We start from the raw sequence: 20410 nt of genomic DNA on the forward strand, positions 1-20410 counted from the left end.
TTTAGTTTAAACCTTACTTAGAGTAAAGCTCGACGATCAATTGTTCGTTGATGTCAGCAGATAGATCTGAACGCTCAGGCATACGCTTGAACGTACCTTCCATCTTACCACCATCTACTTCAATCCAAGTTGGTTTTTCGCGTTGTTCTGCAACTTCTAGAGCTGCTTTGATGCGAGCTTGCTTCTTAGCTTTCTCGCGAATAGCAACAACGTCGTTTGCCGCAACTTTGAAAGAAGGAACGTTTACAACTTTACCGTTAACTAGAATAGCTTTGTGGCTCACTAGCTGACGTGCTTCTGCGCGAGTTGCACCAAAGCCCATACGGTAAACTACGTTATCAAGACGACCTTCAAGAAGCTGAAGTAGGTTTTCACCTGTGTTGCCTTTAAGGCGAGCAGCTTCTTTGTAGTAGTTACGGAATTGTTTTTCTAGAACGCCGTACATACGACGAACTTTTTGCTTCTCACGAAGCTGAACGCCATACTCAGATAGACGACCGCGACGAGCGCCGTGTACACCTGGTGCGTTATCAATTTTACACTTGGTATCGATCGCGCGTACACCAGACTTAAGGAATAAGTCAGTGCCTTCACGACGGCTAAGCTTCAGCTTAGGACCCAAATATCTTGCCATGATCTTTCTCCAATCTTCCCAGAAACGTTATACGCGACGTTTCTTAGGTGGACGACAACCGTTATGTGGGATTGGTGTAGCATCAACAATATTAGTGATGCGGAAACCAGCAGCGTTCAGTGCGCGAACAGTAGATTCACGACCTGGACCTGGACCCTTAACCATAACTTCCAAGTTCTTTAGGCCGTATTCTTTAGCCATTTCAGCACAACGTTCTGCAGCAACCTGTGCAGCAAACGGAGTAGACTTACGAGAACCGCGGAAACCTGAACCACCTGCAGTAGCCCAAGCTAGTGCATTACCTTGACGGTCAGTGATAGTTACGATTGTGTTATTGAAAGATGCATGAATGTGCGCAACGCCATCTGCAACTTGCTTGCGTACGCGCTTACGAGCGCGAGTTGGTTGTTTAGCCATTGTACTCTACCTTCCCGATTATTTCTTGATCGGCTTACGCGGACCCTTACGGGTGCGAGCATTGGTTTTAGTACGCTGTCCACGTAGTGGTAGACTGCGACGATGACGAAGACCACGGTAACAGCCAAGGTCCATTAGACGCTTGATGTTCATAGATACTTCACGACGTAGATCACCTTCTACAGTGTACTTAGCTACACCATCACGCAGTTGATCGATCTGCTCTTCAGTTAGTTCACTGATCTTAACATCTTCAGCAATACCCACTTCAGCCAAAATAGCCTGAGAGCGAGTTTTACCGATGCCGTAAATCGCTGTTAGTGCGATTACAGCATGTTTTTGATCAGGAATGTTAATGCCTGCTATACGGGCCATTATTCACTCCTAGTGTTTCATAAAAGAATTAGCCGCAGCAAAGCCCGTAGAGGATACGCTGCGGAATACTACTTCTTTTGCACGCAAAAGGTAGGCCGAGGAATATACTCGACACTACCTTATATTTCAAGTAAAAATTTCTGCTGATTAGCCTTGGCGCTGCTTGTGCTTTGGCTCACTGCAAATCACGCGTACAACACCGTTACGCTTGATTACTTTACAGTTACGGCAGATTTTTTTAACGGAAGCACGAACTTTCATTGCTAAACTCCGTAATGAAACCTGATTATCGGCCGTAGCCTTTCAGGTTTGCTTTTTTCAACACAGAATCATACTGTTGAGACATCAGATGAGTCTGTACCTGTGCCATAAAGTCCATGATTACAACTACTACGATTAGTAGAGATGTACCGCCGAAGTAGAAACGAACGTTCCACGCGACCATCATAAACTCTGGAATCAGACAGATAAAGGTAATGTACAGTGCACCAGCAAGGGTTAAACGTGTCATTACTTTATCAATATACTTAGCTGTCTGCTCACCTGGGCGGATGCCGGGTACGAATGCACCGGACTTCTTCAAGTTATCTGCTGTCTCTCTCGGGTTGAAAACCAACGCCGTGTAGAAGAAACAGAAGAAAATAATCGCTGCGGCATAAAGCATGACATACAAAGGTTGACCTGGGCTAAGAGCTAAAGACACGTCAGTTAACCAACCGAACGCGCTGCTCTCACCATTCTGACCAAACCATTGTGCCAATGTTCCTGGGAACAAAATAATGCTTGATGCAAAGATTGCTGGAATAACACCTGCCATATTAATTTTAAGTGGCAAGTGAGTGCTTTGCGCAGCAAATACTTTACGACCTTGTTGACGTTTCGCGTAGTTCACAACGATTTTACGTTGACCACGCTCCATGAAAACGACGAAGTAAATTACTGCAAAAGCTAGTACACCAATCAACAGCAGAAGAAGTACATGCAATTCACCTTGACGCGCTTGCTCGATTGTTTGACCGATTGCAGAAGGCAACCCAGCAACAATACCTGCGAAAATTAGTAACGATATACCGTTACCTATCCCACGCTCTGTAATTTGTTCACCTAACCACATAAGAAACATGGTGCCGGTTACTAAACTTACGGTAGCAATTAGCGTAAACATGGTTTGGTTGATAACAACCAGATTATCGACCATGTTTGGTAAGCCTGTTGCAATACCAATAGCCTGGAATGTTGCAAGTACAAGCGTGCCATAGCGTGTATATTGGCTTATCTTACGACGGCCTGCTTCACCCTCTTTTTTGAGTTCCGCTAACGCTGGATGAACTACTGTTAGCAATTGGACAACAATAGATGCCGAAATATACGGCATGATGCCCAATGCTAAGATAGATGCACGCTCAAGAGCACCACCGGAGAACATGTTAAACATTTCAACGATGGTACCTTTTTGCTGTTCGAACAAATCGGCAAGTACAGCAGCGTCAATACCAGGAATCGGCACAAAAGAGCCGGCTCGGAATACTAAAAGTGCACCAATTACGAATAATAAGCGCGACTTTAGCTCACTTAAGCCGCTCTGAGCACTACGAAAATCTTGTCCTGGTTTCTTAGCCATCTGTACCTCGTTCCTCGAGATTATTCCTCGATTTTACCGCCTGCAGCTTCGATTGCAGCTTTAGCGCCTTTAGTCACACGTAGACCTTTAACAGTCACTGCTTTGTTAATTTCACCAGAAAGAACAACTTTAACAAATTCGATGTTCTTAGTGATTACGTTAGCAGCTTTAAGGCTGTTTAGATCAACCACGTCACCAGTTACTTTCGCTAGCTCAGCTAGACGAACTTCAGCAGACACTAGGCTCTTACGAGAAGTGAAACCGAATTTAGGTAGACGTTGTTTCAGAGGCATTTGACCGCCTTCGAAACCTGGGCGAACTTTACCGCCAGAACGTGATTTTTGACCTTTGTGACCACGGCCACCTGTTTTACCAAGGCCAGAACCGATACCACGACCTACGCGCTTCGCAGAAGGCTTAGAACCCGCAGCCGGTGATAGAGTATTCAAACGCATTCTGATTACTCCTCAACTTTAACCATGTAGTAAACCTTGTTGATCATACCGCGTACGCACGGTGTATCTTCAAGTTCTACTGTGTGGTTGATTTTACGAAGACCTAGACCACGAAGCGTAGCTTTGTGCTTAGGTAGACGACCAATTGAGCTTTTAGTTTGAGTTACTTTAATAGTTGCCATCGTGTGCTTACTCCGAAATAGATTCAACAGTTAGACCACGTTTAGCAGCAACCATTTCTGGCGACTTCATGCTACCTAGTGCATCGATCGTTGCACGAACGATGTTGATAGGGTTCGTAGAACCGTATGCTTTAGATAGTACGTTGTGTACGCCAGCAACTTCTAGTACTGCGCGCATCGCACCACCGGCGATAACACCTGTACCTTCTGCAGCAGGCTGCATGTAAACTTTAGAGCCCGAATGGCGACCTTTCACTGGGTGGTGAAGAGTGCCTTCGTTAAGCGCGATCGTAGTCATGTTACGACGTGCTTTTTCCATTGCTTTTTGAATCGCTGCAGGTACTTCACGAGCTTTGCCGTAACCGAAACCTACACGACCGTTACCGTCACCAACAACTGTTAGTGCAGTAAAGCTCATGATTCGACCACCCTTAACCGTCTTAGAAACACGGTTAACTGCGATCAACTTTTCTTGCAAATCATTCGCTTGAACTTGTTGTTCTTTAGCCATCTTCCAACCCTACCTTAGAATTTCAGACCAGCTTCGCGAGCAGATTCTGCTAGCGCCGCTACTCGACCGTGGTATTGGAAACCAGAACGATCAAATGCAACTGCTTCAACGCCTTTTTCAAGAGCGCGTTCAGCAATAGCTTTACCTACTGCTTTAGCTGCATCGATGTTACCAGTGTATTTCACTTGCTCACGGATCGCTTTTTCTACAGTAGAAGCTGAAGCGATAACCTCAGAGCCGTTTGATGCGATAACCTGAGCGTACACGTGACGAGGAGTACGGTGTACTACTAGGCGAGTTGCACCCAGTTCTGCAATCTTACGACGTGCACGTGTAGCACGACGGATGCGAGATGCTTTCTTATCCATAGTGTTACCTTACTTCTTCTTAGCTTCTTTAGTACGCACATTTTCATCTGCGTAACGAACACCTTTACCTTTATAAGGCTCAGGCTCACGGTAAGAACGAATGTCAGCCGCTACTTGACCAACAAGTTGTTTGTCACAACCAGTGATCACGATTTCAGTTTGGCTTGGACATTCAGCTTTAATACCCGCTGGCAACTCGTGCTCAACTGGGTGAGAGAAGCCAAGTGTTAGACCTACAGCGTTGCCTTTAATAGCAGCACGGTAACCAACACCTTTAAGAGTTAGCTTCTTAGTAAAGCCTTCAGTAACACCAACAACCATGTTGTTAACCAGAGCGCGAGCAGTGCCTGCTTGTGCCCATGCGTTAGCAACACCTTCTTTAGGACCGAAAGTAAGGTTGTTATCTTCCTGAGCGACAACTACTGCATCGTTAAGAACGCGAGACAGTTCGCCTTTAGCACCTTTTACAGTGATTTCTTGGCCGTTTAGTTTCACCTCTACGCCAGCTGGAATAGCGACAGGTGCTTTAGCAACACGAGACATATTCTACTCCTATTACGCTACGTAGCAGATGATTTCACCACCAAGACCTGCTTTACGTGCAGCACGGTCTGACATCAGACCCTTGGAAGTTGAAACGATAGCAACACCTAGACCACCCATTACAGATGGTAGCGAGTCTTTGTTCTTGTAGACGCGCAGACCTGGACGTGAAACACGTTTTAGTTGCTCGATAACTGGTTTAGCTTGGAAGTACTTAAGAGTAACTTCTAGCTCAGGTTTTACGTCGCCTTCAACAGCGAAGTCAGTGATGTAACCTTCAGCTTTTAGTAGTGCAGCGATTGCAACTTTAAGCTTTGAAGAAGGCATCTTAACAGCAACTTTGTTTGCTGCCTGACCGTTACGAATGCGGGTCAGCATATCCGAAATCGGATCTTGCATGCTCATATGATTTACTCCAAATGATTAAAAGTGGCAATTACCAGCTAGCCTTACGAAGACCCGGAATCTCGCCTTTCATGCAAGCTTCACGAACCTTAATACGGCTTAGACCGAACTTACGTAGGTAACCGTGTGGACGACCAGTTTGGTTACAACGGTTGCGCTGACGTGATGCACTTGAATCACGTGGAAGAGTTTGCAGTTTTAGAACCGCGTTCCAACGATCTTCTTCAGATGCGTTTACATCGCTGATGATAGCTTTTAGCGCTGCACGCTTCTCAGCGAACTTAGCTACTAGCTTCGCACGTTTAGCTTCACGTGCTTTCATTGATTGTTTAGCCATAACAGTAACCCTTCACCTTACTTACGGAATGGGAAGTTAAAGGCAGCCAGCAGAGCACGGCCTTCCTCATCAGTGCCAGCAGACGTCGTGATAGTAATATCAAGACCGCGCACACGATCAACTTTATCAAAGTCGATTTCCGGGAAGATGATTTGCTCGCGAACGCCCATGCTGTAGTTACCGCGACCGTCAAAAGACTTAGCGCTAACACCACGGAAGTCACGTACACGTGGAAGAGCGATCGAAATTAGACGCTCAAGAAAATCCCACATACGTTCGCCACGCAAGGTTACTTTACAACCGATAGGGTAGCCTTCACGGATTTTGAAACCTGCTACAGATTTACGAGCTTTAGTGATAAGTGGCTTTTGACCAGAGATCGTTGCCATATCAGCAGCTGCGTTTTCTAGCAGTTTCTTATCGTTGATTGCTTCACCAACACCCATGTTTAGGGTGATTTTCTCGATTCTAGGGACTTGCATGACGCTTGTGTAGCTGAACTGTTTGGTCAGTTCAGCGACTACAGACGACTTGTAGTAATCATGCAGTTTCGCCATAGTAGAACTCCAAATTACTTCTATTAGTTAGAAACGGTTTCGCCGTTAGACTTGAAGAAACGAACTTTTTTGCCGTCTTCAAAACGGAAACCGATACGGTCCGCTTTACCAGTAGCTGCGTTGAAAATAGCCACGTTAGAAACATCGATCGCTGCTTCTTGCTCAACGATACCGCCTTGGATACCTAGAGCAGGAACAGGTTTCTGGTGTTTCTTAACAAGGTTGATACCTTCTACGATAACTTTACCAGTTGCGAGAACCTTAGTTACTTTACCTTTCTTGCCTTTATCTTTACCAGCAAGAACGATTACTTCGTCATTACGACGGATTTTAGCTGCCATCTTACGTGCTCCTTACAGAACTTCTGGAGCCAGTGAAACGATCTTCATGAACTTATCGCCACGAAGTTCGCGTGTCACAGGACCAAAGATACGTGTACCGATTGGTTGCTCAGTGTTGTCGTTCAACAATACACAAGCATTTCGGTCGAAGCGAATGACAGAACCGTCTGGACGACGTACGCCTTTACGGGTGCGAACTACCACCGCCTTCAGAACGTCACCTTTTTTAACTTTACCGCGAGGAATTGCTTCCTTAACAGTAACTTTGATAACGTCACCGATATGTGCATAACGGCGGTGAGAGCCACCCAGAACCTTAATACACATTACGCTGCGAGCGCCTGAGTTATCAGCTGCGTCCAGCATACTTTGCATTTGGATCATGTTAGTGCTCCGCTAAATATTAAAACTAGACCCATCTCGGGTCGGGCTGCCTCTTTAAAAGGGACGCGAATTGTACCACCCTTTTTTGTGATTGGGTAGTCAAAAAATAAACGGCTCCAAAAATAATTTTGGAGCCGTTTCTTTATAGATAAGTGAAGATTACATCTTCGCCTTTTCTACAACTTTTACCAAAGTCCAAGACTTAGTCTTAGACAGTGGACGACACTCTGCGATTTCAACAGTGTCGCCTAGGCCACACTCATTGTTTTCGTCATGTGCGTGTACTTTAGTCGTGCGCTTTACGAATTTACCGTAAATTGGGTGTTTCACCATGCGCTCGATAGCAACTACGATAGACTTGTCCATCTTGTCGCTAACTACACGACCTTGTTGAGTACGTTTTACTTCGCTCATTATGCGCCTGCCTTCTCAGTCAAAACAGTTTTCACACGTGCGATATCACGGCGTACAGCTTTCAGAGTATGAGTTTGCTGTAGCTGACCAGTCGCAGCCTGCATGCGCAGGTTGAACTGTTCACGTAGCAAATTCAAAAGCTCAGCGTTAAGCTCTTCAACGCTCTTTTCGCGTAGATCTTGTGCTTTCATCACATCACCTGCTTAGTTACAAATGTAGTCTTGAATGGCAGTTTACGAGCCGCTAGGCGGAACGCTTCACGTGCCAATTCTTCAGGTACACCGTCCATTTCGTACATAACCTTACCAGGTTGGATTTGGGCTACCCAGTACTCAACGTTACCTTTACCCTTACCTTGACGAACTTCAAGCGGTTTTTCTGTGATTGGTTTGTCTGGGAACACACGGATCCAGATTTTACCTTGACGCTTAACATGACGCGTCATTGCACGACGTGCTGCTTCGATTTGACGAGCAGTTAGACGACCACGGCCAACAGCTTTCAAGCCGAAAGTACCGAAACTTACGTCAGTACCTTTAGCAAGACCGCGGTTACGACCAGTGTGAACCTTACGGAACTTAGTACGTTTAGGTTGTAGCATCTGTCGACTCCTTACTTACGGCCTTTGCGCTGCTTCTTAGGCTTGTCGCCTTTAGGCTCTACAGCGTTAGCTGCTGGCATACCGCCTAGGATCTCACCTTTGAAGATCCAAACTTTAATGCCGATCACACCATATTGAGTGTGAGCCGAAGAAGTTGCGTAATCAATGTCAGCACGTAGAGTGTGTAGAGGCACACGGCCTTCACGGTACCACTCAGAACGTGCGATTTCAGCGCCGCCTAGACGACCACTTACTTCTACTTTGATGCCTTTAGCGCCTAGACGCATTGCGTTTTGTACTGCGCGCTTCATAGCACGACGGAACATAACACGACGCTCTAGCTGAGACGCGATGCTGTCACCAACAAGTTGTGCATCTAACTCAGGTTTACGTACTTCAGCGATGTTAATTTGCGCTGGTACACCTGCAATTTTAGCTACAGCTGTGCGTAGCTTCTCTACGTCTTCACCTTTCTTACCGATTACAACGCCAGGACGAGCAGTGTGAATAGTCACACGGATGCTCTTAGCTGGACGTTCGATAACGATGCGTGATAGAGATGCTTTTTGTAGTTCCTTAGTTAGGAACTGACGTACCTTGAAGTCGCCGTCTAGGTTGTCAGCGAATTCTTTGGTATTAGCAAACCAAGTAGCATTCCAAGGCTTAACGATGCCTAAACGAATACCATTAGGATGTACTTTTTGACCCATTGCTTACTCTCCTAGTCTCAAGCGTCTGCAACAACAACAGTGATGTGGCTTGAACGCTTCAAGATACGATCCGCACGACCTTTAGCACGAGGCATAATACGCTTCATGATCGGGCCTTCATCTACGAAGATTTTAGCGACTGATAGATCGTCGATATCTGCACCTTCGTTGTGCTCCGCGTTCGCGATAGCTGATTCAAGAACTTTCTTGATAAGATCAGCAGCTTTTTTGTTGCTGAACGTCAAGATTTCTAGAGCTTGATCAACTGATTTACCACGAATTTGATCTGCAACTAAGCGAGCTTTCTGAGGCGAAATGCGAGCAAAGTTATGTTTAGCTAATGCTTCCATCATCTACTCCTTAACGCTTCTTAGCTTTCTTATCCGCAGCATGACCGCGGTAAGTACGAGTTGGTGCGAATTCGCCCAGCTTGTGACCGATCATTTCTTCGGTTACGAAAACTGGTACGTGCTGACGACCATTATGGACAGCGATGGTCAAACCGATCATTGTAGGAATGATCATTGAGCGACGGGACCAAGTCTTAATAGGCTTTTTGTCTCCGCTTTCCACCGCTTTCTCTACCTTCTTCAGCAAGTGTAGGTCAATAAATGGACCTTTCTTGAGAGAACGTGGCATGGCTTATCCTCTTATATAGATTACTTGTTACGACGACGTACGATGTACTTGTCAGTGCGTTTGTTCTTACGGGTCTTAAAGCCTTTAGTTGGCATACCCCAAGGAGAAACTGGGTGACGACCACCAGATGTGCGACCTTCACCACCACCGTGTGGGTGGTCAACCGGGTTCATTACCACACCGCGAACGGTTGGACGAACACCGCGCCAGCGGTTAGCACCAGCTTTACCTAGTTCACGTAGCATGTGTTCTGCATTGCCTACTTCACCGATTGTTGCACGGCCTTCAGACAATACTTTACGCATCTCACCAGAACGTAGACGGATGGTTACGTATGCACCGTCGCGAGCAACGATTTGAGCATAAGCACCAGCCGAACGAGCTAGCTGAGCACCTTTACCAGGTTTAAGTTCAACACAGTGTACAGTAGAACCTACTGGGATATTGCGCATTGGCAGAGTGTTACCTGCTTTAATTGGCGCATCTACACCAGATTGAATCTGGTCACCTGCTTGAACACCTTTAGGTGCGATGATGTAACGACGCTCACCGTCTGCGTACAGAATTAGAGCGATGTTTGCGCTACGGTTTGGATCGTATTCTAGACGCTCAACTTTCGCTGGAATGCCATCTTTAGTACGTTTGAAGTCAATTACACGGTAGTGGTGTTTGTGACCACCGCCGATGTGACGTACTGTGATACGACCGTTGTTGTTACGACCACCATTCTTAGAGTTTTTCTCTAGAAGAGGTGCGTAAGGCTTACCTTTGTGTAGGTCAGCGTTAACAACTTTAACAACGTGACGACGACCAGCCGAAGTCGGCTTACATTTAACAATAGCCATTTCTCAACTACTCCTGTTATTCCGCGCCGCCAACAAAGTCAAGATCTTGACCTTCTTTCAAAGTAACGTACGCTTTTTTAACGTCGCTGCGGCGACCTTGGCGTAGACCTTGACGTTTGGTCTTACCCTTAGTGATAAGAGTATTTACAGACTTAACTTCAACTTCAAATAGCTTTTCTACAGCTGCTTTGATCTCTTTTTTAGTTGCATCTTTAGCTACTTTAAAAACGATAGTGTTCGCTTTTTCAGCAGCCATAGTTGCTTTTTCAGAGATGTGCGGAGCACGTAGAACTTTTAGGATACGCTCTTCAGTGATCATGCTAGCATCTCCTCAACTTGCTTAACTGCTTCAGCAGTCATTACAACTTTGTCGAACGCGATTAGTGAAACTGGATCAATACCAGCTACGTCACGTGCGTCAACTTTGTATAGGTTACGAGCAGCTAGGAATAGATTTTCATCTACTTCGCTAGTCACGATTAGAGCGTCAGTTAGCTCAAGCTCTTTAAGCTTAGCTACAAGCTCTTTAGTTTTTGGCGCTTCTACTGAGAAGTTATCAACAACGATTAGACGCTCTTGACGAACTAGCTCAGAAAGAATGCTCTTCATAGCACCACGGTACATTTTCTTGTTAACTTTTTGGCTGTGATCTTGTGGTTTCGCAGCAAAAGTAACACCACCTGTACGCCAGATTGGGCTACGGATTGTACCAGCACGTGCGCGGCCAGTACCTTTTTGACGCCATGGCTTAGCGCCACCGCCAGATACTTCTGAACGTGTTTTCTGAGCACGTGTACCTTGACGAGCACCTGCTGCATACGCAACAACTACTTGGTGTACAAGAGCTTCGTTAAACTCACGTCCGAAAGTAGTTTCAGAAACAGTTAGTGCATCAGCACCTTTAACCATAAGTTCCATTACTTACTCCTGAGACGTTATGCTTTAACAGCTGGTTTAACGATCACGTTGCCGCCAGTTGAGCCTGGGACTGCACCTTTAATAAGAAGCAGGTTGCGCTCAGCGTCAACACGTACGATCTCTAGGTTTTGAGTCGTTACACGCTCAGCACCCATGTGACCTGCCATTTTCTTGCCTTTAAACACGCGACCTGGAGTCTGACATTGACCGATAGAACCAGGAGCACGGTGAGACAATGAGTTACCGTGAGTCATATCTTGAGTACGGAAGTTCCAACGCTTAACAGCGCCTTGGAAACCTTTACCCTTAGATGTACCAGTAACGTCTACTTTCTTAGTTTCGTTGAATAGTTCAACTGTTAGCTCAGCACCAACTTCGAACTCTTCACCGTTTTCCAAACGGAATTCCCAAAGACCACGACCAGCTTCAACACCTGCTTTCGCAAAGTGACCTGCTTCTGGTTTAGATACGCGGTTAGCTTTCTTTGCACCAGTAGTTACCTGGATTGCTGCGTAGCCATCTGTCTCAAGAGTTTTAACTTGAGATACACGGTTTGCTTCAACCTCAACAACAGTTACTGGGATAGAAACGCCTTCTTCAGTAAATACGCGGGTCATACCCACTTTACGACCGATTAGACCAATCATTCTTCTAATCTCCCTTAACCTAGGCTAATTTGTACGTCAACGCCCGCAGCAAGGTCTAGACGCATCAGAGCATCAACAGTTTTGTCTGTTGGCTCAACGATGTCGATTAGACGTTTGTGAGTACGGATTTCGTACTGATCACGAGCATCTTTGTTAACGTGTGGAGAGATAAGAACTGTGAAACGCTCTTTACGAGTAGGTAGTGGGATTGGACCACGAACCTGTGCGCCAGTGCGCTTAGCTGTTTCAACGATTTCCGCTGTAGAAGCATCGATTAGTTTGTAATCGAAAGCTTTAAGGCGGATACGGATACGTTGGTTCTGCATGAGACAGAGCTCCAATATTAAAAATTACACAAACAATATCGCCACTCAAGCTCGTCAAGACGAGAGAATGCCGATTGATTTATGTGAAACCGTAGCATCCAAGATTAGGATGCATTGTCAGTTAATTTTCGATTAACTATCCCTATATCAGAGTCACCTCTGGGAATAGTTATTCCGAAGAATAGATAGCTAATTGTATTAACCGCGAACATAAGCTGAGTATACATTACCTAACTTATCAAAAGATAAGTCCGCTCCTCGCTGCTCATTGGTTCACAACTGAACAAGTCAGTGCGGCGTATTATACAGATCACAACTTCGCTTGCAAGTACTGTTCAAAAAATAAAAAATGACAAATAGACTTTTAGGCGTGAATGGCTTTCACCCCTTCTTCCAGCAACTGTAGCTGCTCCAATCCCTGCTTAGTGGCTTTAGGCTTTACAACAGCAATCATCTGCAACATTCCTTGATGGACGACTTGCTCAGTTATTTGAGTTTTTACCGACATTGCAGAGCGGTAGCCAAGCCAACTCGATGCAATCAAATGCAATGTTGTCACAAAGGGACGCATTTCTTCCTCTTCGACATTCAGTAACTCAAGTTCAACAAATGCTCTAACAATACTGATCAGGTTACTCTGTAGCTTTTCCTGAACATGTATATAATCGTCGTGAAGAACTTCATCTCGCTGAAGAATTTCAGGCAAGTTTGCGTAGAAGAATCGATATTTCCACATCAAGGTAAAAATTGAATCAAGGTAGTGTTTCAGTAGTACTAAGCTTTCTTGTTGCCCTTGAAAAGGAGTGAAACGTTCTAAAAGCTCAGCCGAATATAAAGCAAAGATTTCTCGGACAATTTCTTGCTTGTTTCGATAGTGATAGTAGAGGTTACCAGGGCTAATATCGATGTGAGCAGCAATATGGTTAGTCGTTATGTTCCGCTCTCCATGTTTGTTAAACAACTCAAGAGCAGCGAATACGATCTTGTCACGAGTTTTCATCTCTACGTGTAATCCCTTAATAGCGGTATTTGAAGTATAACCAGTAGTTTAGCCAATAACAAAAAAGCGCCTGATTAGACCAGACGCTTTATTAATTAGTTTGTTATTTATGATACGGCTTAGAGAGTTCGTGTACTGCTTCAACAAACACACCCGCATTTTCAGGCGGCACATCTAGGTGGATACCGTGACCTAGGTTGAATACATGGCCAGTACCAGCATCACCAAATCCCTCAAGGATACTTGATACTTCCTCTCGGATACGGTCAGGAGATGCATATAGCATTGATGGATCCATGTTGCCTTGAAGTGCCACTTTATCACCAATACGTGCTTTCGCGTCTGCAATGTTGATTGTCCAGTCCAGACCCACTGCGTCACAGCCAGTAGCTGCGATTTGTTCAAGCCACATACCACCATTCTTCGTAAATAGTGTCACCGGTACACGGCGACCATCATTTTCACGGATCAGACCATCAACAATCTTGTGCATGTACTGAAGTGAAAATAGGTTGTAATCACGTGGAGTAAGAACGCCTCCCCATGTATCAAACACCATTACAGACTGCGCACCCGCTTTAATTTGCGCGTTTAGGTATTCAATAACGCTGTCTGCCAGTTTATCTAGCAGAAGGTGCAGCATTTGTGGTTCTGCATACATCATCTTCTTGATCTTAGTGAATGCTTTTGAACTGCCACCTTCCACCATGTAAGTTGCTAGTGTCCAAGGGCTGCCAGAGAAGCCAATCAGTGGAACATCACCATTCAAATCTTTGCGGATCTGACGTACTGCATTCATTACATATTGCAGCTCACCTTCAGGATCCGGCAGACCGATTTTCTCTACGTCTGCTTTGCAGGTAATTGGATTATCAAACACTGGGCCTTCACCAGCTGCAAAACGTAGACCAAGCCCCATTGCATCTGGAATCGTTAGAATGTCAGAAAATAAAATGGCTGCATCAAGAGGAAAACGGCGCAATGGCTGAAGCGTCACTTCAGATGCAAGTTCTGCATTTTTACATAAAGACATAAAGTCGCCAGCTTGCGCACGTGTGGCTTTATACTCAGGTAAATAACGACCAGCCTGACGCATCATCCATACAGGTGTGTAGTCTACTGATTCTTTAAGTAATGCGCGCAGATAACGATCATTTTTTAATTCTGTCATTCCGTTATTCCAATTCAATTAACTTCATTTATTTCGCTCGTATTCTAACACTGTTTCCATCTCAAAAGCTGCGTGCTTTGCAACCTGGATCAAGTTATTAACTTTTAGATGAACAGTTCGTTTGCCAGTACACAATAACAGTGTTAAAAATTTGTTTGCTAGCGAAAACTACAATTACAATACTGAGTACTTGAGACTCAGCATCTCATAACGACATCTTACTTACCCCCTCCTTCATTGGAGGGTTTTTTTTGCTCTCTACAATTTCTAATACAGTTTGATCAATCAACTGACGTGCAATTGTTCCTTTAGGAGCCACCTCTGGCATATTTTCAGGAGAGAACCAGCCTGCGTCACTGAGTTCAGTATAATCTGGCTTAATATTTCCCGACTCATAATCCGCAAAAAAGGCAGCCATCAAGCTACTTGGAAAGGCCCATGGTTGGCTACCGTAATATCGAATGTTCTTAACTCGGATTCCCGTTTCTTCAAAAACTTCTCGTTCTACACATTGTTCCAACGTCTCTCCTACCTCGACAAAACCGGCGATTACGGTATACATTCCATTTCTGTGACGAGGGTGTTGCGCCAACAATATTTGGTTCTCATTGCGCACCGCAACAATAATACAAGGAAATACTCTCGGATAATGTAGTGCGCGACAATCGGAGCACTGCATCGCAAGTTGATTGATGTTCAAGTGTGTGCGACCACCGCATTGTGGGCAAAAACGAATTGATTGATACATATGACCATACTGTACCGCACGACTGAGTAACAGATATAACTCTTCTGGAAAGTGTAAGCAGTCGCGCAATGAAGTGAATTCTAAATTGCCAACTAAATCACTTTCGTTGAGCCACATTACCGGGAATGTGTTGTAAGTTCCAATTTGTATGGCATCAACATTTTCAAAACCATACTTCTCCCCTGCTCCAAATGGCAGCTGCTGATCTTGCAAAAAAATGTTACTTCCTGAAACAACACACCAGTAGGCTTTTTCTATTTGGTTTAGTTCACCTTTCTTCGACATGTTTAATCCTCATTGCTTGCAGTGTCGTTATTTTACTGGCAATCTAATTTCATACTAGAGTTTGTAGTCACGAAATATTCAGACTATAAATTACTGTAAGGACTAAGGTTTATACCTTTAAGAACGCTTTGCCAAGCAAGGCTTAATGATCACCGGAGATGTGATCCGATCATGAGGGCATGGTCATGCTAAATAAATTCAAACAAACGCAAGAACAGTGGGGTGGCTCTAGTGAAGTCATCGATCATTGGCTAGAAAAACGGCAATTATTAATCGTCGAATACTGTAAGCTTGCTGATCTTCAGCCCTGCTCTACAAAGCCTTCTCTTGCTAAACTCCCTTCCGCGACTGAACTTCAGTCATTCTGCCAACACCTTGTCGATTATATATCAGAGGGACATTTTAAGATCTACGACATGGTCATGGATAAATGGCGCGCGACTGGGTTTGAAGCAACCGATGAAATCAACCAAACCTATGGCAAGATCGTTCTTACAACAGAGCCTCTACTCAATTTCACGGATAAATATGCCTCTATTGCTGAAGATGACAACTTAAGTGATTTTGATAGTAACTTATCTTTGATTGGCGAGATCATAGAAGTACGTTTTGAAGTTGAGGACGAATTAATTCAGCAAATCGCCGATAGTCTCGCAGTCCCTCCCGGAGCTTAGTAATACTTTCGCTTAGTGCTCGCTATTAGCTTTAAACATCTCAAAAGAGAATACAAAAAAGGCACCTTTCGGTGCCTTTTATTATTTTACTCGGAACGATTATTCTTCCGAAGAGAAACCAGCGTTTAGAAGTGCTGCTAGGTTATCCGTCGCTTGTTCAGCAGATGGACCTTCTTGCTCTTGATCACGCTTAGCTTGGCGATCTTGGTGATACGCAAAACCAGTACCTGCAGGAATCAAACGACCTACAATTACGTTTTCTTTCAGGCCACGTAGATCATCACGTTTACCAGAAACTGCCGCTTCCGTTAGTACGCGAGTTGTCTCTTGGAACGATGCCGCAGAAATAAACGACTCAGTTGCTAGAGATGCCTTAGTAATACCTAATAGCTCACGTTCAAAACGTGCAGGCTCTTTACCTTCTGCTTCAAGTAGACGGTTTGCAATTTTAACATTTGCATATTCTACTTGCTCACCAGGTAAGAACTCTGAGTCACCGGCATGTGTGATAGTACACTTACGTAGCATTTGACGAACGATAGTCTCAATGTGCTTATCGTTAATCTTAACGCCTTGTAAACGGTATACTTCTTGAACTTCGTTCGCGATGTATTGTGTTACTGCGTGTACACCACGTAGACGAAGGATGTCATGTGGAGATTCTGGACCGTCGGCGATCACATCACCACGTTCCACTTTCTCACCTTCAAATACGTTTAGCTGGCGATGTTTAGGAATCATCTCTTCATAAGCTTCACCGCTTTCGCGAGTGATAACTAGACGACGCTTACCTTTTGTCTCTTTACCAAAGCTCACTGTACCAGTGTGCTCAGCAAGGATTGCTGGCTCTTTGGGCTTACGTGCTTCGAATAGGTCCGCAACGCGAGGTAGACCACCGGTGATATCTTTGTTACCGCCAGATTTCTGTGGAATACGTGCTAACGTGTCACCCACGCCTACTTCTGCGCCATCTTCAATGTTCACGATCGCTTTGCCTGGTAGGAAGTAGTGAGCTGGCATTTCAGTACCAGGGATCATTACATCGTTACCCGCTGCATCAACAAGTTTGATAGCTGGACGCATATCTTTACCTGCCGATGGACGAGCCGCAGCGTCAGTTACTTCACTTGAAGAAAGGCCAGTTAGGTCATCTGTTTGACGAGAAACGGTTACACCATCGATCATATCTACAAACTGGATACGACCTGCCACTTCAGTGATGATTGGCATGGTGTGCGCTTCCCAGTTAGCCACTGTTTCACCAGCTTCAACTGCGTCGTTATCGCCTTTAGACAGTAGAGAACCGTATGGCAGTTTGTGTTTCTCTTTCGTACGGCCGAACTCATCGATGATGGTTAGTTCAGATGCACGAGAAGTGATAACTAGCTTACCGTCTTTGTTCGTTACGAACTTCGCGTTGTGTAGCTTCACAGAACCTGTGTTCTTAGCTTGGATGCTGTTCTCTGCTGCTGCAGTAGATGCCGCACCACCGATGTGGAACGTACGCATCGTAAGCTGTGTACCTGGTTCACCGATTGACTGAGCAGCGATAACGCCTACTGCTTCACCTTGGTTTACTAGGTGACCACGTGCTAGGTCACGACCATAACACTGTGCACAACAACCGAAGTCAGAATCACAAGTAACCACAGAGCGCACTTTCATGCTGTCTACTGAGTTCTCTTCCATGATCTGACACCACTTCTCATCAATTAGAGTGTTACGTGGGATCAGAACATCTTCAGTACCTGGCTTAAGAACGTCTTCAGCAACTACACGGCCCAGCGCTAGCTCAGTTAGTGCAACTTTAACATCACCACCCTCGATGTGAGGCATCATGTCAACACCCTCATGAGTGCCACAGTCATGTTCAGTTACAACAACGTCTTGAGCAACGTCTACTAGACGACGAGTTAGGTAACCCGAGTTCGCTGTTTTCAGTGCCGTATCCGCAAGACCCTTACGAGCACCGTGCGTTGAGATAAAGTACTGAAGTACGTTTAGACCTTCTTTAAAGTTCGCAGTGATCGGCGTTTCGATGATTGAACCATCTGGACGTGCCATCAGACCACGCATACCTGCAAGCTGACGAATCTGGGCTGCAGAACCACGAGCACCTGAGTCAGCCATCATATAGATGCTGTTAAATGACTCTTGCTGCTCTTCTTCACCATCACGGTTAATTACCGTCTCAGATGAAAGGTTCTCCATCATCGCTTTTGCAACGCGATCGTTGGTCGATGCCCAGATATCGATCACTTTGTTGTAGCGCTCACCCGCGGTTACAAGACCAGATTGGTACTGTTCTTGAATCTCGCGAACTTCTTCTTCCGCTTCAGAAATCTCAGTGTATTTCGCAGGTGGTACAACCATATCGTCGATACCAACAGACACACCAGATAGTGCTGCGTATGCGAAACCTGTGTACATGATTTGGTCAGCGAAGATTACCGTGTCTTTCAGACCCAGTTTACGGTACGCCTCGTTTAGCAGGTTAGAGATTTGCTTCTTACCTAGCTTTTGGTTAACGATGCTGTACGGTAGACCAGCTGGCACGATTTGCCATAGCATTGCACGACCGATAGTTGTATCAACCATCTTAGTCTCAGTTGTGCTGTTGCCATCTTCATCTACAACAGTTTCTGTAATACGTACTTTAACGCGTGCATGAAGTTCAGCTTGTTTAGTGCGGTATGCTTTCTCAGCCTCTGCTGGTCCAGCAAGGTACATACCTTCACCTTTAACGTTGATCTTTTCACGAGTCATGTAGTACAAGCCCAATACAACGTCCTGAGAAGGTACGATGATCGGGTCACCAGACGCTGGCGACAGAATGTTGTTTGTCGACATCATCAGGGTACGCGCTTCAAGCTGTGCCTCTAGAGTTAGAGGTACGTGAACCGCCATTTGGTCACCATCGAAGTCCGCGTTATACGCCGCACACACTAGTGGGTGTAGCTGAATCGCTTTACCTTCGATTAGTACTGGTTCGAAAGCCTGGATACCTAGACGGTGAAGTGTAGGTGCACGGTTCAATAGTACTGGGTGTTCACGGATTACTTCGTCTAGGATATCCCAAACTACCGCTTCTTCACGCTCTACCATTTTCTTAGCAGCTTTGATTGTCGTCGCAAGACCACGAGTCTCTAGCTTGCTGTAGATAAATGGTTTGAATAGCTCAAGTGCCATCTTCTTAGGAAGACCACACTGGTGTAGACGAAGGTATGGACCTACTGTAATTACAGAACGGCCAGAGTAGTCTACACGTTTACCTAGAAGGTTTTGACGGAAACGACCTTGTTTACCCTTGATCATATCAGCAAGAGATTTCAGAGGACGCTTGTTCGAACCTGTGATCGCACGACCACGACGACCGTTATCTAGTAGCGCATCAACAGACTCTTGCAGCATACGTTTTTCGTTACGTACGATGATGTCCGGAGCAGCTAGCTCTAGAAGACGCTTCAAACGGTTGTTACGGTTGATCACACGACGGTATAGATCGTTCAGATCAGAAGTCGCAAAGCGGCCGCCATCTAGTGGTACTAGAGGACGTAGATCTGGCGGAAGAACTGGAAGTACAGTTAGGATCATCCACTCTGGGTTGTTGCCAGATGCGATGAACGCTTCTACCAGCTTAAGGCGCTTAGTTACTTTCTTGCGCTTAGTTTCAGAGTTTGTAGACTCTAGTTCTTCACGCATTTGTTCAGTTTCTGCGTGCAGATCCATAGAACCTAGAAGATCCTTGATTGCCTCTGCACCCATCTTAGCGGTGAACTCGTCGCCCCACTCTTCTAAACGGTCTAGATACTCTTCTTCAGTTAGCATCTGACCTTTTTCTAGATCTGTCATACCTGGTTCAGTTACTACGTACATTTCGAAGTAAAGAACACGTTCGATATCACGTAGAGGGATATCCATCAGTAGACCGATACGAGACGGTAGCGATTTTAGGAACCAGATGTGAGCCACTGGTGAAGCAAGCTCGATGTGGCCCATACGGTCACGACGAACTTTAGTCTGTGTAACTTCTACACCACACTTCTCACAGATAACACCACGGTGTTTCAGGCGCTTGTACTTACCACAAAGACATTCGTAGTCTTTAACTGGACCAAAGATACGCGCACAGAACAGACCATCGCGCTCAGGTTTGAACGTACGATAGTTGATCGTTTCAGGTTTTTTAACTTCACCGAAAGACCATGAACGAATCATGTCTGGTGAAGATAGACCGATTTTGATTGCATCAAATTCTTCGGTCTTATGCTGTGCTTTTAGAAAGTTTAATAAGTCTTTCAC

Annotated in this window: 31 protein-coding genes; 1 reads left to right on the forward strand and 30 read right to left on the reverse strand. The window is 45.2% G+C overall.

Features of this window, described 5'->3' with window-relative positions; all coding sequences use genetic code 11:
- Nucleotides 1-13 precede the first annotated feature (13 nt).
- The 29 genes from rpsD to nudC form a co-directional block, all read right to left on the reverse strand.
- Nucleotides 14-634, reverse strand: a complete 621-nt coding sequence (gene rpsD / locus ACQEXS_RS20635; protein WP_367987437.1) for a 30S ribosomal protein S4 — start codon at nt 632-634, stop codon at nt 14-16.
- A gap of 27 nt (nt 635-661) precedes the next feature.
- Nucleotides 662-1051: a 30S ribosomal protein S11 gene (gene rpsK, locus ACQEXS_RS20640; protein ID WP_001118870.1), complete on the reverse strand. Its 390-nt coding sequence runs from the start codon at nt 1049-1051 to the stop codon at nt 662-664.
- Between the two features lie 18 nt (nt 1052-1069).
- Nucleotides 1070-1426 (reverse strand): 30S ribosomal protein S13, encoded by a 357-nt coding sequence (gene rpsM / locus ACQEXS_RS20645; protein WP_005450559.1) that lies wholly within the window; start codon nt 1424-1426, stop codon nt 1070-1072.
- Between the two features lie 147 nt (nt 1427-1573).
- Nucleotides 1574-1687, reverse strand: a complete 114-nt coding sequence (gene rpmJ, locus ACQEXS_RS20650; RefSeq protein ID WP_000868186.1) for a 50S ribosomal protein L36 — start codon at nt 1685-1687, stop codon at nt 1574-1576.
- A gap of 25 nt (nt 1688-1712) precedes the next feature.
- Complete coding sequence (secY, locus tag ACQEXS_RS20655) at nt 1713-3047, reverse strand: preprotein translocase subunit SecY (RefSeq protein WP_367987438.1); 1335 nt, start codon at nt 3045-3047, stop codon at nt 1713-1715.
- 20 nt (nt 3048-3067) lie between these two features.
- On the reverse strand, nt 3068-3502 hold the full coding sequence (gene rplO / locus ACQEXS_RS20660; RefSeq protein WP_367987439.1) for a 50S ribosomal protein L15: 435 nt from the start codon (nt 3500-3502) through the stop codon (nt 3068-3070).
- A 5-nt stretch (nt 3503-3507) separates the two neighbouring features.
- Nucleotides 3508-3684, reverse strand: coding sequence for a 50S ribosomal protein L30 (gene rpmD, locus ACQEXS_RS20665; RefSeq protein ID WP_000201159.1), 177 nt, complete (start codon nt 3682-3684; stop codon nt 3508-3510).
- Nucleotides 3685-3691: 7 nt separating this feature from the next.
- On the reverse strand, nt 3692-4195 hold the full coding sequence (rpsE, locus tag ACQEXS_RS20670) for a 30S ribosomal protein S5 (RefSeq protein WP_004745894.1): 504 nt from the start codon (nt 4193-4195) through the stop codon (nt 3692-3694).
- Between the two features lie 14 nt (nt 4196-4209).
- Complete coding sequence (rplR, locus tag ACQEXS_RS20675; protein WP_367987440.1) at nt 4210-4563, reverse strand: 50S ribosomal protein L18; 354 nt, start codon at nt 4561-4563, stop codon at nt 4210-4212.
- A 9-nt stretch (nt 4564-4572) separates the two neighbouring features.
- Nucleotides 4573-5106 carry a 50S ribosomal protein L6 gene (rplF, locus tag ACQEXS_RS20680; RefSeq protein ID WP_367987441.1) on the reverse strand — a complete coding sequence of 178 codons (534 nt, stop codon included), beginning with the start codon at nt 5104-5106 and terminating at the stop codon, nt 4573-4575.
- A 12-nt stretch (nt 5107-5118) separates the two neighbouring features.
- Nucleotides 5119-5511 (reverse strand): 30S ribosomal protein S8, encoded by a 393-nt coding sequence (rpsH, locus tag ACQEXS_RS20685; protein WP_367987442.1) that lies wholly within the window; start codon nt 5509-5511, stop codon nt 5119-5121.
- Nucleotides 5512-5542: 31 nt separating this feature from the next.
- On the reverse strand, nt 5543-5848 hold the full coding sequence (gene rpsN, locus ACQEXS_RS20690; RefSeq protein WP_367987444.1) for a 30S ribosomal protein S14: 306 nt from the start codon (nt 5846-5848) through the stop codon (nt 5543-5545).
- 17 nt (nt 5849-5865) lie between these two features.
- Nucleotides 5866-6405 (reverse strand): 50S ribosomal protein L5, encoded by a 540-nt coding sequence (gene rplE, locus ACQEXS_RS20695; protein ID WP_005450569.1) that lies wholly within the window; start codon nt 6403-6405, stop codon nt 5866-5868.
- Between the two features lie 23 nt (nt 6406-6428).
- Nucleotides 6429-6746 (reverse strand): 50S ribosomal protein L24, encoded by a 318-nt coding sequence (gene rplX, locus ACQEXS_RS20700; protein WP_005455662.1) that lies wholly within the window; start codon nt 6744-6746, stop codon nt 6429-6431.
- 12 nt (nt 6747-6758) lie between these two features.
- Nucleotides 6759-7130, reverse strand: a complete 372-nt coding sequence (rplN, locus tag ACQEXS_RS20705; RefSeq protein WP_004410450.1) for a 50S ribosomal protein L14 — start codon at nt 7128-7130, stop codon at nt 6759-6761.
- 159 nt (nt 7131-7289) lie between these two features.
- Nucleotides 7290-7544: a 30S ribosomal protein S17 gene (gene rpsQ, locus ACQEXS_RS20710; protein ID WP_367987445.1), complete on the reverse strand. Its 255-nt coding sequence runs from the start codon at nt 7542-7544 to the stop codon at nt 7290-7292.
- Nucleotides 7544-7735, reverse strand: coding sequence for a 50S ribosomal protein L29 (rpmC, locus tag ACQEXS_RS20715; protein ID WP_004410456.1), 192 nt, complete (start codon nt 7733-7735; stop codon nt 7544-7546). Before rpmC ends, rpsQ begins: the two co-directional genes overlap by 1 nt.
- Entirely contained in the window at nt 7735-8145 is a 411-nt protein-coding gene (gene rplP, locus ACQEXS_RS20720; RefSeq protein WP_021704472.1) for a 50S ribosomal protein L16, read from the reverse strand. The genes rpmC and rplP overlap by 1 nt, the downstream gene beginning before the upstream one ends.
- Nucleotides 8146-8156: 11 nt before the next feature.
- Nucleotides 8157-8855 (reverse strand): 30S ribosomal protein S3, encoded by a 699-nt coding sequence (gene rpsC, locus ACQEXS_RS20725; protein ID WP_427015052.1) that lies wholly within the window; start codon nt 8853-8855, stop codon nt 8157-8159.
- A 17-nt stretch (nt 8856-8872) separates the two neighbouring features.
- The gene (gene rplV, locus ACQEXS_RS20730; protein WP_367989214.1) at nt 8873-9205 is read right to left on the reverse strand and encodes a 50S ribosomal protein L22; all 333 of its coding nucleotides are present in this window, start codon (nt 9203-9205) and stop codon (nt 8873-8875) included.
- 10 nt (nt 9206-9215) lie between these two features.
- Complete coding sequence (gene rpsS, locus ACQEXS_RS20735) at nt 9216-9494, reverse strand: 30S ribosomal protein S19 (protein WP_005435078.1); 279 nt, start codon at nt 9492-9494, stop codon at nt 9216-9218.
- Between the two features lie 20 nt (nt 9495-9514).
- Nucleotides 9515-10339: a 50S ribosomal protein L2 gene (rplB, locus tag ACQEXS_RS20740; protein WP_427015053.1), complete on the reverse strand. Its 825-nt coding sequence runs from the start codon at nt 10337-10339 to the stop codon at nt 9515-9517.
- A gap of 16 nt (nt 10340-10355) precedes the next feature.
- Entirely contained in the window at nt 10356-10658 is a 303-nt protein-coding gene (rplW, locus tag ACQEXS_RS20745) for a 50S ribosomal protein L23 (protein ID WP_004398471.1), read from the reverse strand.
- On the reverse strand, nt 10655-11257 hold the full coding sequence (gene rplD, locus ACQEXS_RS20750; RefSeq protein ID WP_005379556.1) for a 50S ribosomal protein L4: 603 nt from the start codon (nt 11255-11257) through the stop codon (nt 10655-10657). The genes rplW and rplD overlap by 4 nt, the downstream gene beginning before the upstream one ends.
- A gap of 17 nt (nt 11258-11274) precedes the next feature.
- A complete protein-coding gene (rplC, locus tag ACQEXS_RS20755) occupies nt 11275-11904 on the reverse strand; it encodes a 50S ribosomal protein L3 (RefSeq protein WP_367987447.1) in 630 nt (209 codons plus the stop codon).
- A 14-nt stretch (nt 11905-11918) separates the two neighbouring features.
- On the reverse strand, nt 11919-12230 hold the full coding sequence (gene rpsJ, locus ACQEXS_RS20760; RefSeq protein ID WP_001181007.1) for a 30S ribosomal protein S10: 312 nt from the start codon (nt 12228-12230) through the stop codon (nt 11919-11921).
- 364 nt (nt 12231-12594) lie between these two features.
- Entirely contained in the window at nt 12595-13230 is a 636-nt protein-coding gene (locus tag ACQEXS_RS20765; RefSeq protein WP_427015054.1) for a TetR/AcrR family transcriptional regulator, read from the reverse strand.
- Between the two features lie 103 nt (nt 13231-13333).
- Nucleotides 13334-14401 (reverse strand): uroporphyrinogen decarboxylase, encoded by a 1068-nt coding sequence (gene hemE / locus ACQEXS_RS20770; RefSeq protein ID WP_427015055.1) that lies wholly within the window; start codon nt 14399-14401, stop codon nt 13334-13336.
- A 205-nt stretch (nt 14402-14606) separates the two neighbouring features.
- The gene (nudC, locus tag ACQEXS_RS20775; RefSeq protein ID WP_367987450.1) at nt 14607-15434 is read right to left on the reverse strand and encodes an NAD(+) diphosphatase; all 828 of its coding nucleotides are present in this window, start codon (nt 15432-15434) and stop codon (nt 14607-14609) included.
- Between the two features lie 179 nt (nt 15435-15613).
- On the opposite strand from nudC, the gene rsd reads away from it, so the two are divergent.
- Nucleotides 15614-16108: a sigma D regulator gene (gene rsd, locus ACQEXS_RS20780; RefSeq protein WP_367987451.1), complete on the forward strand. Its 495-nt coding sequence runs from the start codon at nt 15614-15616 to the stop codon at nt 16106-16108.
- Nucleotides 16109-16207: 99 nt separating this feature from the next.
- On the opposite strand, the gene rpoC is transcribed toward rsd, so the two are convergent.
- Nucleotides 16208-20410, reverse strand: coding sequence for a DNA-directed RNA polymerase subunit beta' (gene rpoC / locus ACQEXS_RS20785; protein ID WP_367987452.1), 4203 nt, complete (start codon nt 20408-20410; stop codon nt 16208-16210).

The organism is Vibrio sp. TRT 17S01 (genome assembly GCF_050113695.1).
GTDB lineage: Bacteria > Pseudomonadota > Gammaproteobacteria > Enterobacterales > Vibrionaceae > Vibrio.